The 11289-nt window shown below is 72.1% G+C and carries 7 protein-coding genes and 1 riboswitch; of the genes, 5 read left to right on the top strand and 2 right to left on the bottom strand.

Features of this window, described 5'->3' with window-relative positions:
• Nucleotides 1-133: 133 nt before the first annotated feature.
• On the bottom strand, nt 134-2584 hold the full coding sequence (locus ABT078_RS38965; RefSeq protein WP_351236557.1) for a DNA gyrase/topoisomerase IV subunit A: 2451 nt from the start codon (nt 2582-2584) through the stop codon (nt 134-136).
• Nucleotides 2585-2775: 191 nt separating this feature from the next.
• Here ABT078_RS38965 and ABT078_RS38960 point away from each other — a divergent pair, with 191 nt between their 5' ends.
• From ABT078_RS38960 to ABT078_RS38945, 4 genes are all read left to right on the top strand, one after another.
• On the top strand, nt 2776-4122 hold the full coding sequence (locus ABT078_RS38960; RefSeq protein WP_351236555.1) for a M16 family metallopeptidase: 1347 nt from the start codon (nt 2776-2778) through the stop codon (nt 4120-4122).
• Nucleotides 4119-5507 (top strand): M16 family metallopeptidase, encoded by a 1389-nt coding sequence (locus ABT078_RS38955; protein ID WP_351236552.1) that lies wholly within the window; start codon nt 4119-4121, stop codon nt 5505-5507. The genes ABT078_RS38960 and ABT078_RS38955 overlap by 4 nt, the downstream gene beginning before the upstream one ends.
• 208 nt (nt 5508-5715) lie before the next feature.
• A riboswitch (cyclic di-AMP (ydaO/yuaA leader) is annotated at nt 5716-5879 on the top strand.
• 13 nt (nt 5880-5892) lie between these two features.
• The gene (locus ABT078_RS38950) at nt 5893-6666 is read left to right on the top strand and encodes a M23 family metallopeptidase (protein ID WP_351236550.1); all 774 of its coding nucleotides are present in this window, start codon (nt 5893-5895) and stop codon (nt 6664-6666) included.
• A gap of 185 nt (nt 6667-6851) precedes the next feature.
• Nucleotides 6852-7535 carry a GntR family transcriptional regulator gene (locus ABT078_RS38945; RefSeq protein WP_351236548.1) on the top strand — a complete coding sequence of 228 codons (684 nt, stop codon included), beginning with the start codon at nt 6852-6854 and terminating at the stop codon, nt 7533-7535.
• A gap of 147 nt (nt 7536-7682) precedes the next feature.
• Here the strand turns inward: ABT078_RS38945 and ABT078_RS38940 are convergent, their stop codons facing one another.
• Nucleotides 7683-7964, bottom strand: a complete 282-nt coding sequence (locus ABT078_RS38940; protein WP_351236546.1) for an HPr family phosphocarrier protein — start codon at nt 7962-7964, stop codon at nt 7683-7685.
• A 164-nt stretch (nt 7965-8128) separates the two neighbouring features.
• On the opposite strand from ABT078_RS38940, the gene ABT078_RS38935 reads away from it, so the two are divergent.
• The gene (locus ABT078_RS38935; protein WP_351236544.1) at nt 8129-11278 is read left to right on the top strand and encodes a bifunctional acetate--CoA ligase family protein/GNAT family N-acetyltransferase; all 3150 of its coding nucleotides are present in this window, start codon (nt 8129-8131) and stop codon (nt 11276-11278) included.
• Nucleotides 11279-11289 lie beyond the last annotated feature (11 nt).

Raw genomic sequence — 11289 nt, 5'->3', positions numbered from 1 at the left:
TCGCGGCGGGGGGGGTGGCGGCGCCGCCGCCGGCCCGCGGGGCGCGCGCCGGGCCCCCCCCCCCGCCGGGCCCGCCCCCCCCCGCGCGCCCGCGCCCCCCCCCCCGCTTCCGTGGTCGACGGACGTGTCGCGGCTAGGAGGCAGGGCCCGCCAGCGACGCGACCGGCTTCGTCAGCGGCGTGCCCGAGCCGTCACGCCTCGGGTCGAGCTCCGGCAGCTCCGACGGCGTGCCGTTCTTCTGCGCCGCGCGCGCCGGGGCCGCGCCCGCCCAGGCCAGGACAAGCGTGTCCTCGCCCTTGAGGAAGCGCTGGCAGCGCACGCCACCGGTTGCCCGGCCCTTGCGCGGGTACTGGTCGAACGGTGTCAGCTTCGCCGTCGTCACCGAGTCGTCCAGCGTGCCGGTGGAGCCCGCGACGGTGAAGACCACCGCATCCGCCGCCGGGTCCACCGCGGTGAACGAGATCACCTCGGCGCCCTCGGTGAGCTTGATGCCCGCCATACCGCCCGCCGGCCGGCCCTGCGGCCTGACCTGCGAGGCCTGGAAGCGCAGCAACTGGGCGTCGGACGCGATGAAGACCAGGTCCTCGTCGCCTGTGCGCAGCTCGGTGCCGCCCACGATCCGGTCGCCCTCCCTGAGGGCGATGACCTCCAGCTCGTCCTTGTTGGCCGGGTAGTCCGGCACGACCCGCTTCACCACGCCCTGGAGAGTGCCCAGCGCGAGGCCGGGCGAGGCCTCGTCGAGCGTCGTCAGACAGATCACCGTCTCGTCCGCCTCCAGGGACAGGAACTCGGAGACCTGCGCCCCGCCCGACAGATTCGGCGCCGTGGCCGTGTCCGGCAGCTGCGGGAGGTCGATCACCGGGAGCCGGAGCAGTCGCCCGGCCGAGGTCACGACCCCCACGTCCCCGCGCGCCGTCGCAGGCACCGCGGACACGATCACATCGTGCTTCGCGCGCCTGCCGCCGTCCTCCGGCAGCGGCTCACCGGTGACCGTCCGTGCCAGCAGCCCTGTCGAGGACAGCAGCACCCGGCACGGGTCGTCCGCGACCTGCAGCGACTCGGCGGCAACGGGCGTGCCCGCGGACTCCAGCAGCACCGTGCGCCGCTCGGTGCCGAACTTCTTCGCCACCGCGGCCAGTTCGGACGAGACGAGCTTGCGCAGCTCCGCGTCCGACTCCAGGATCCGGGTGAGCTCCGCGATCTCCGCGGTCAGCCTGTCGCGCTCGCTCTCCAGCTCGATACGGTCGAACCTGGTGAGCCGGCGCAGCGGGGTGTCCAGGATGTACTGCGTCTGGATCTCGCTGAGCGAGAAGTGCGCGATGAGGCGCTCCTTCGCCTGCGCCGAGTTGTCACTGGAGCGGATGAGGCGGATGACCTCGTCGATGTCGAGGAGCGCCACGAGCAGGCCCTCGACGAGATGCAGCCGGTCGCTCTTCTTGCGGCGCCGGAACTCGCTGCGGCGGCGGACGACGTCGAAGCGGTGGTCGAGGTAGACCTCGAGCAGCTCCTTGAGACCCAGCGTCAGCGGCTGGCCGTCGACCAGCGCCACGTTGTTGATGCCGAAGGACTCCTCCATCGGCGTCAGCTTGTACAGCTGCGCCAGGACGGCCTCGGGGATGAAGCCGTTCTTGATCTCGATGACCAGGCGCAGTCCGTGCTCACGGTCCGTGAGGTCCTTGACGTCGGCGATGCCCTGGAGCTTCTTCTGGCCGACGAGGTCCTTGATCTTCGCGATCACCTTCTCCGGGCCGACGGTGAAGGGCAGCTCGGTGACGACGAGCCCCTTGCGGCGCGCCGTCACGTCGTCCACGGTCACCGTGGCGCGGATCTTGAAGGTGCCGCGGCCCGTCTCGTACGCGTCCTTGATTCCGGACAGACCCACGATCCGGCCACCGGTCGGCAGGTCGGGACCCGGCACGTACCGCATCAGGGTTTCGAGATCGGCGCCCGGGTGCCTGATCAGATGGCGGGCGGCGGCGATGACCTCGCCCAGATTGTGCGGCGGCATGTTCGTCGCCATGCCCACCGCGATGCCGGACGCGCCGTTGACCAGCAGATTCGGGAAGGCCGCCGGCAGGGCGACCGGCTCCCGCTCCTGCCCGTCGTAGTTCGGCGCGAAATCGACGGTGTCCTCGTCGATCGACTCGGTCATCAGGCTCGTCGCGTCGGCCATCCGGCACTCGGTGTAACGCATCGCGGCCGGAGGGTCGTCATTGCCCAGCGAGCCGAAGTTGCCATGGCCGTCGACCAGCGGCACCCGCATCGAGAAGGGCTGCGCCATACGCACCAGCGCGTCGTAGATCGACGCGTCGCCGTGCGGGTGGAGCTTGCCCATGACCTCGCCGACGACGCGGGCGCACTTCACGTAGCCGCGGTCGGGGCGCAGGCCCATCTCGTTCATCTGATACACGATCCGGCGGTGCACGGGCTTCATTCCGTCCCGGGCGTCCGGCAGGGCCCGGGAGTAGATCACCGAGTACGCGTACTCGAGGAAGGAGCCCTGCATCTCGTCGACGACGTCGATGTCGAGGATCCTCTCCTCGAAGTCGTCGGGCGGCGGCGTCTTCGTGCTGCGGCGGGCCATCGCTGCTGCGGCTCCTTCACCAACATGAACCATGAATGTGATCTGACGCCGACCATTGTGGACCGTCCCACCGACAGCGCGGACCGCGACCCGGAACACCGGGTGGAAGCTGCGGGAACTTCGCCAGGTCCCGACGCGCTTGCATACAGTGGCAGGACATCCAGCAACGCGATCGAAGGGACCACATGCCCATGGGTCACACGGCCACAGCCCAGGCCGGCTCCGGCGGCCTGACAGCAACCGAGCACCGCCTGGCCAACGGTCTGCGCGTGGTGCTCTCCGAGGACCACCTGACCCCGGTCGCCGCGGTCTGCCTCTGGTACGACGTCGGCTCGCGCCACGAGGTCAAGGGGCGTACGGGCCTGGCTCACCTCTTCGAGCACCTGATGTTCCAGGGCTCCGCGCAGGTGCCGGGAAACGGACACTTCGAGCTGGTCCAGGGAGCCGGCGGCTCGCTCAACGGCACCACCAGCTTCGAGCGCACCAACTACTTCGAGACCATGCCCGCCCACCAGCTGGAGCTCGCGCTCTGGCTGGAGGCCGACCGCATGGGCTCGCTGCTCGCCGCGCTCGACGACGAGTCCATGGAGAACCAGCGGGACGTCGTCAAGAACGAGCGCCGCCAGCGCTACGACAACGTTCCGTACGGTACGGCCTTCGAGAAGCTGACCGCCCTCGCCTACCCGGACGGACACCCCTACCACCACACCCCGATCGGCTCGATGGCCGACCTGGACGCCGCGACGCTGGAGGACGCGCGGAGCTTCTTCCGGACGTACTACGCGCCGAACAACGCGGTGCTGTCGGTCGTCGGCGACATCGACCCGGAGCAGACCCTCGCCTGGATCGAGAAGTACTTCGGCTCCATCCCGATGCACGACGGCAAGCAGCCGCCGCGTGACGGCACCCTGCCCGACATCATCGGCGAGCAGCTGCGCGAGGTCGTGGAGGAGGAGGTTCCGGCCCGCGCCCTGATGGCCGCCTACCGCTTGCCGCAGGACGGCACACGCGAGTGCGACGCCGCCGACCTGGCGCTGACCGTCCTCGGCGGCGGTGAGTCGTCCCGGCTGCACAACCGTCTGGTGCGCCACGACCGCACGGCCGTCGCCGCGGGCTTCGGCCTGCTGCGGCTCGCCGGTGCGCCCTCGCTCGGCTGGCTGGACGTGAAGACGTCCGGCGGGGTCGAGGTGCCCGACATCGAGTCCGCCGTCGACGACGAGCTGGAGCGGTTCGCCGCCGAGGGCCCGACGCCCGAGGAGATGGAGCGCGCCCAGGCACAGCTGGAGCGCGAGTGGCTGGACCGGCTCGGTACGGTCGCGGGCCGCGCCGACGAACTCTGCCGGTACGCCGTGCTGTTCGGCGACCCCCAGCTGGCGCTCAGCGCCGTGTCGCGGGTCCTCGACGTCACCGCCGAGGAGGTCAGGGCCGTCGCCCAGGCCCGGCTGCGCCCGGACAACCGGGCGGTTCTGGTGTACGAGCCCGTCCAGTCCGCCGAGGACACCGAGGACAACGACGACGAGGAGGGGGCGGACCAGTGACCGACGCTGCCGTGACCATGGAATTCCACCCGCAGCCGCAGGCGGGCGAGGCCAGGCCGTGGGCCTTCCCCGCCCCCGAGCGCGGTGTGCTCGACAACGGGCTGACCGTCCTGCGCTGCCACCGCCCCGGCCAGCAGGTCGTGGCCGTCGAGATCTTCCTCGTCGCCCCGCTGGACGCCGAGCCCGAGGGCCTCGACGGTGTAGCCACGATCATGGCCCGGGCGCTCTCCGAGGGCACCGACAAGCACACTGCGGAGGAGTTCGCCGCGGAGCTGGAGCGCTGCGGCGCCACCCTGGACTCGCACGCCGACCACCCCGGCGTCCGCGTCTCCCTCGAGGTGCCGGTCTCCCGCCTCCTCAAGGCGCTCGGCCTGCTCGCCGAGGCCCTGCGTGCGCCGCTCTTCGCCGACAGCGAGGTCGAGCGGCTCGTACGGAACCGGCTGGACGAGATCCCGCACGAGACCGCCAACCCGGCCCGCCGCGCCGCCAAGGAGCTGTCCAAACAGCTCTTCCCGGCGTCCTCCCGGATGTCCCGGCCCCGCCAGGGCAGCGAGGAGACCGTGGAGCGCATCGACTCCGCGGCCGTGCGGGCCTTCTACGAGGGCCATGTCCGGCCCGCGTCCGCCACCGCCGTGATCGTCGGCGACCTCACCGGTGTCGATGTGGATGCCGTGCTCGCCGACACCCTCGGCGCCTGGACCGGTGGCGCGGCCGAGAGCCGTCCCATGCCGTCGATCACCGCCGACGACAGGGGCCGCGTCGTCATCGTCGACCGCCCCGGCGCGGTGCAGACGCAGCTGCTCATCGGCCGTATCGGCCCGGACCGCCACGACCGCGTCTGGCCGGCCCAGGTCCTCGGCACGTACTGCCTGGGCGGCACCCTCACCTCCCGTCTCGACCGCGTCCTGCGCGAGGAGAAGGGGTACACGTACGGCGTGCGGGCCTTCGCCCAGGTCCTGCGCTCCTCCGCCGACGGCACGGGCGCGGCCACGCTCGCCATCAGCGGCTCCGTCGACACCCCGCACACCGGCCCGGCGCTGGACGACCTCTGGAAGGTGCTGCGCACCCTCGCCGCGGAGGGCCTCACCGACGCCGAGCGCGACATCGCCGTGCAGAACCTGGTGGGTGTGGCCCCGCTGAAGTACGAGACCGCCGCGTCGGTCGCGGGCACGCTCGCCGACCAGGTCGAGCAGCACCTGCCGGACGACTACCAGGCGCAGCTGTACACGCGCCTGGCCCGCACCGGCACGGTCGAGGCGACGGCCGCGGTCGTCAACGCCTTCCCGGTGGACAGGCTCGTCACCGTCCTCGTGGGCGACGCGGCCGAGATCGAGGAGCCGGTCAGGGCGCTGGGCATCGGTGAAGTGACTGTTGTCACGGGCTGATTGACCGCCGGTCGGTTCCGGCGCACCCGGAGGGCCCCGTTGGCATCGTGCCAACGGGGCCCTCCCGTATGTCCGTTTTATTGGAGAGGCTGCCTGTCTGGCCTGTGGCATGCACAACAAATCTCCGTGTCCGTTTGGTGATTGAAAGATGTCCGGCTTAGCGTCTTCTGCGCTGTCCGCCGGTTGCACCAGCCGCACCAGCGGCATCGGACAGCCATCGCCGAGTCCCCGTCGGGCGCGAGCCTGGGGAGCCGGGGACCCACATGTCCCCTGGGGTGAATCGGACGCCTTCGCACTCGTGCGGAGGGGCCCGTAGGAGACCTTCCTGCTCCGAACCCGTCAGCTAACCCGGTAGGCGAGAAGGAAGGAAAGGATCAGCCACTACATGGCGTTCACCCGTGCCACCGGGAAGCATCGTGGTCCGAGCCGGCTGACGCGCAAGCGCGCGGGCATCGCCGGAGCCGCTGCCCTCGCCACCACCGGCGTCATCGGAGGCCTCGCCTCCCCGGCGCTCGCCGCCGACACGGAAAGCCCGTCCTTCGAGGACACCGGCCTCACCCAGGCCGTCGCCGCCGGCACCACCCTCGCCGAGCAGATCGACGCCCAGGCCGCGGCCCAGCAGTACGAGGCCGATCTGGCCGCCGCCCGCGCGAAGGCCGAGGCTGAGGCGAAGCGCAAGGCGGAGGCCCGCGTCAAGGCGGCCCGCGAGGCCAAGGAGCGCGCCGCCCGCGAGGCCGAGCGCAAGCGCCTGATGTCCTACACGCTCCCGGTCGCCGCCTCCCACGTCAGCACGGCCTACCAGGCGGGCGGCTCGGTCTGGTCCTCCGGCAGCCACACCGGCGTCGACTTCCATGCCCCGTCCGGCACTCCGGTCGTCGCCGTCGGCATGGGTACGGTCGTGGAGGCCGGCTGGGGCGGTGCGTACGGCAACAACATCGTGATCAAGATGAAGGACGGCACGTACACCCAGTACGGCCACCTGTCGTCGATCGGCGTCTCGGTCGGCCAGACCGTCACCCCGGGCCAGCGGATCGGCCTGTCCGGGTCCACCGGCAACTCGTCCGGCCCGCACCTCCACTTCGAGGCCCGCACGAGCCCCGACTACGGCTCGGACATCGACCCGGTCGCGTATCTGCGCGGCCACGGCGTGAGCGTCTGACGCCCGCCTCCGCAGCCGTGGGCCCCGGCCCGGTCATGGCGACCGGCCGGGGCTTTCGGCGTATTCAGGCCAAAAGATATCCATGGATTCCGGCAGGCCATCGGAAATTCCGGCCGGCTGCAATAGAGTCACCGAACAGACATCGCTCGACTGGGTTTCGCGCGGATTAAAGGCGGAGGTTCGGTATGCGCATTCCTGCGCGCTCGGTATGCACGGCGATCCGCGACGACATCGTCTCCGGTGTCTTCGAGCGCGGCAGCCGGCTCACCGAGGAGCAGTTGGCACGCCGCTACGGCGTCTCCCGGGTCCCGGTGCGCGAAGCGCTGCGGACCCTGGAGTCCGAGGGCTTCGTCGTCACCCGCAGACATGCGGGAGCGTGCGTCGCCGAGCCCACCGAGCAGGAGGCCGCCGACCTGCTGGAGATCCGGATGCTGCTGGAGCCGCTGGGCGCCGCACGGGCCGCGCAGCGGCGCACGGAAGCCCACCTCAAAGTGCTGCGCGGCCTGGTCAGGCTCGGCCAGGAGCGGGCGCGCCGGGGCCAGGGCGAGGATCTGCGGTCGCTCGGAGGCTGGTTCCACGAGACCCTCGCGCAGGCCTCCGGCAGCCCCGGACTCATCGCGCTCCTCACCCAGCTCCGGCACAAGGTCGCCTGGATGTACGCCGTCGAGCAGCCCGCTCGGCCGGTGGAGTCCTGGGCCGAGCACGGTGCGATCGTGGACGCGGTGTCACGCGGCGACGCGGAGCGGGCGCGGGCGCTCACCGCGATGCACGCCGAGCGGATGGCGGGGGCGCACAGGCTGCGCATCACGACGCGCGGGACGGTGAGGACTTCGCAACACGCCGTAAACACGGCGAGCGTCCGCAATTAACAGAAGCGCCGTATACAAAGAGGGGATATTTGAAAGTGGCAGAGCCGCTGACCGAAATTCCCGGTTGCTGCGGCTCCGCCGTTTCTATTTATTTGTCATTCCCTGCCGGGGCGGGTGCAAGGTCCTTTCCCGGGGCGGGACCAGCGGTCAGACGGTCTCGGGGAGCTCCTCGAGACCCTCGGCGACCAGCTTCGCGAGACGGTCGAGCGCGGCGTCCGCGCCGTCCGCGTCCGAGGCGAGGACGATCTCCTGGCCGCCCTCCGCGCCCAGGCCGAGCACCGCGAGCATCGAGGCGGCGTTGACGGGGGTGCCGTCGGCCTTGGCGATCGTCACCGGGACGCCGGAGGCCGTGGCGGCACGGACGAAGATGGAAGCGGGGCGGGCGTGGAGGCCCTCGGCCCAGCCGACAGTGACGCGGCGCTCAGCCATGGTGGTGCCCTTCAAGTCCTAAGCGGTTGTCTAGACCAGTCTCTCATGTGTGGTGCAGTGCTCGGCAACGGCCGTCGGCCGGCGTCCGGGCCACGCGCGGGTGCCCTCAGACTGCACCCGCCTCCCGGGCTTCGCGACCGGTGCCCGAGCCGTACTCTTTCCCCATGCAGACCCCGTCGGATCACGCCTACCCCGACCATTGGGAAGCCGACGTGGTGCTGCGTGACGGTGGCACTGCGCGCATCAGGCCCATCACCACCGAGGACGCCGAGCGGCTCGTCAGCTTCTACGAGCAGGTCTCGGACGAGTCCAAGTACTACCGCTTCTTCGCGCCGTACCCCCGGCTCTCCGCGAAGGACGTGCACCGATTCACGCACCACGACTACGTGGACCGGGTCGGTCTCGCCGCGACGGTGGGCGGCGAGTTCATCGCGACCGTCCGTTTCGACCGGATCGACGCCAACGGGAGGCCGGCGTCCAAGCCCGCCGACGAGGCGGAGGTCGCCTTCCTGGTGCAGGACGCACACCAGGGGAGGGGCGTCGCCTCCGCGCTCCTCGAGCACATTGCAGCGGTCGCGCGGGAGCGGGGAATCAGGCGGTTCGCGGCCGAGGTGCTGCCCGCGAACAACAAGATGATCAAGGTCTTCACGGACGCCGGATACACACAGAAGCGCAGCTTCGAGGAAGGCTCCGTCCATCTGACGCTGGACCTGGAGCCGACGGCCGAGTCGCTCGCCGTGCAGCGCGCCCGTGAACAGCGCGCCGAGGCGCGGTCCGTGCAGCGGCTGCTCGCGCCCAGGTCGGTGGCGGTGATCGGAGCAGGGCGGGCGCCGGGCGGGGTGGGCCGTACCGTGCTGCGCAATCTGCTCGACTCCGGCTACACCGGGCGTGCGTACGCGGTGAACCGGAATCTCGCACCTGACGTGCGCGAGCTGGACGGCGTCCCCGCGTACCGCTCGGTCGCGGAGATCGTCGCGGAGACCGGGGAGCCCGTCGATCTCGCCGTCGTCGCCGTACCGGCCGAAAGGGTGCCTGAGACCGTCGCCGACTGCGGCGAGCACGGGGTGCAGGGTCTGGTCGTGCTGGCCGCGGGATACGCCGAGAGCGGGGCGGAGGGGCGGGAGCGGCAGCGCGAACTGGTGCGCCAGGCACGTTCGTACGGGATGCGGATCATCGGGCCGAACGCCTTCGGGATCATCAACACCTCGGAGGCTGTACGGCTCAACGCGTCGCTCGCGCCCGAGTCGCCGGCGCGCGGCCGGATCGGGCTGTTCACCCAGTCGGGTGCGATCGGCATAGCGCTGCTGTCGGGGCTGCACCGACGGGGCGCCGGGCTGTCCTCCTTCATCTCGGCGGGGAACCGGGCGGACGTGTCCGGGAACGACTTCCTGCAGTACTGGTACGAGGACCAGGACACCGACGTCGTCCTGCTGTACCTCGAATCGATCGGGAACCCGCGGAAGTTCACACGTCTCGCGCGGCGTACCGCGGCGGTCAAGCCCGTCGTGGTCGTCAAGGGCGCCCGGCACAGCGGGAGCGCGCCGCCCGGACACGCGGTGCCGACGACGCGGGTGCCGTACGCGACCGTGTCCGAGCTGCTCGCGCAGGCGGGCGTCATCCGCGTCGACACGGTCACGGAGCTCGTCGACGCGGGCCTGCTGCTCGCGGGACAGCCGCTGCCGGCGGGGCCGCGCGTCGCCATCCTCGGCAACTCCGAGTCCCTCGGCCTCCTCACCTACGACGCCTGCCTGACGGAGGGGCTGCGCCCGCTGCCGCCGCGCGACCTGACGACGGCGGCGACACCGGACGACTTCCGGGCGGCGCTCGGCGAGGCCCTGCGGGACGACGCGTGCGACGCGGTCGTCGTCAACGCGATCCCCTGGGTGGGCGACGGCGGGGTCACCGAGTCCGGCGACGGTGAGGTCCTCGCGACGGCCCTCCGCGCGGCAGCGGCGACGGGACCGGCCAAGCCGGTCCTCGTCGTCCACGTCGAACTCGGCGGCCTGGCGGACGCCCTCGCCGCGGCGGCCGGCTCCGGCCCGCAGCGCCGCGCCTCCGCGGCCGACCCGGTTGTGCCGACTCGGGATCCGGGGTCGCGCCCTCGGCCTCCCGTCGACGGCGCGCCCTCGCCCGCATCGCCCTCAGGCGGGCTGCGCCCGGCCCTCGGCCCGAACTCGGCGGCCCCGGGCGGCCCCGGCGGCCGCGGTCCTGCTGCCGCCGGCCATGCGGCGTCCGGCCTTCCGGGCAGCGCCGCGTCCCCGGGCTCCGGCAGGGTGCACAGCGGTGACGGTGGTGCCGAGACCGAGACCGAGACCGAGACCGAGACCGAGACCGAGACCGAGACCGAGACCGAGGCCGGGGACGGAGGCCGGCCGGCCGCGCACGGTCCGGCACAGGCCGGGGCCGGGGGGCCGGACGCCTCGTCGGGGCGTCCCGTGTCCGCGACGCGGATCCCCGCGTTCCCCGCCGCCGAGCGGGCCGTGCGGGCGCTCGGCGAGGTCGTGCGGTACGCGCAGTGGCGGCGGGAGGCCGCCGAGCCCGGGAAGGTGCCGGAGTACGAGGACATCGACGAGGGCGGGGCCGCCGCGCTGGTGGGCCGGCTGCTCGGCGACATGCCGGTGGAGCACGGGGTCACCCTGCGCGAGCAGGACGCGCGGGAGCTGCTCGGGCGGTACGGGATCCCCGTGCTGCCCACCCTGCCCGCTCCCTCCCCCGACGCCGCCGCCCACGCCGCCGAGAGCCTCGGGTACCCCGTGGCCCTCAAGACCACCGCCCCGCATCTGCGTCACCGCGCCGACCTCGGCGGCGTACGTCTCGACCTCGCCGACGAGCAGCAAGTGCGCCAGGCATACGCCGAGTTGACCGACATCTTCGGCAAGCCCGAAGAGCTCAGGCCCGTCGTCCAGGCCATGGTCCCCCGCGGCGTGGACACCGTCGTGCGCGCCGCCATCGACCCCGCCGTCGGCGCCGTGCTGTCCTTCGGACTCGCCGGCCCCGCCACGGAGCTGCTCGGCGACATGGCCCACCGCCTCGTCCCGGCCACCGACCGCGACGCGGCCGAGCTCATCCGGTCCATCCGGACCGCCCCGCTGCTCTTCGGCTGGCGCGGTGCCGCCCCCGTCGACACCGCCGCCCTCCAGGAGCTGCTGCTCCGCGTGTCCCGACTGGTCGACGACCACCCGGAGGTGGTCGACATCGGCCTCGAACCGGTCGTCGTCGCCGAGCACGGCCTCTCCGTGCTCGGCGCCACCGTCCGGCTCGCCCCTGCCCCGCCCCGCACCGACCTGGGACCCCGCACGCTCCCCAGTTACTGAGCGCACTCCGG

The sequence above is a fragment of the Streptomyces sp. NPDC002133 genome, assembly GCF_040296405.1.
Lineage (GTDB): Bacteria > Actinomycetota > Actinomycetes > Streptomycetales > Streptomycetaceae > Streptomyces.
The sequence above is the reverse complement of the archived record's forward strand: the minus strand, read 5'-3'. Positions and strand labels throughout refer to the sequence as shown.

Coding starts and splice junctions, on each gene's coding strand:
- ABT078_RS38965 (WP_351236557.1), bottom strand. CDS start 2,584: ATGGCCCGCCGCAGCACGAAGACGCCGCCGCCCGACGACTTCGAGGAG.
- ABT078_RS38960 (WP_351236555.1), top strand. CDS start 2,776: ATGGGTCACACGGCCACAGCCCAGGCCGGCTCCGGCGGCCTGACAGCA.
- ABT078_RS38950 (WP_351236550.1), top strand. CDS start 5,893: ATGGCGTTCACCCGTGCCACCGGGAAGCATCGTGGTCCGAGCCGGCTG.
- ABT078_RS38945 (WP_351236548.1), top strand. CDS start 6,852: ATGCGCATTCCTGCGCGCTCGGTATGCACGGCGATCCGCGACGACATC.
- ABT078_RS38940 (WP_351236546.1), bottom strand. CDS start 7,964: ATGGCTGAGCGCCGCGTCACTGTCGGCTGGGCCGAGGGCCTCCACGCC.
- ABT078_RS38935 (WP_351236544.1), top strand. CDS start 8,129: ATGCAGACCCCGTCGGATCACGCCTACCCCGACCATTGGGAAGCCGAC.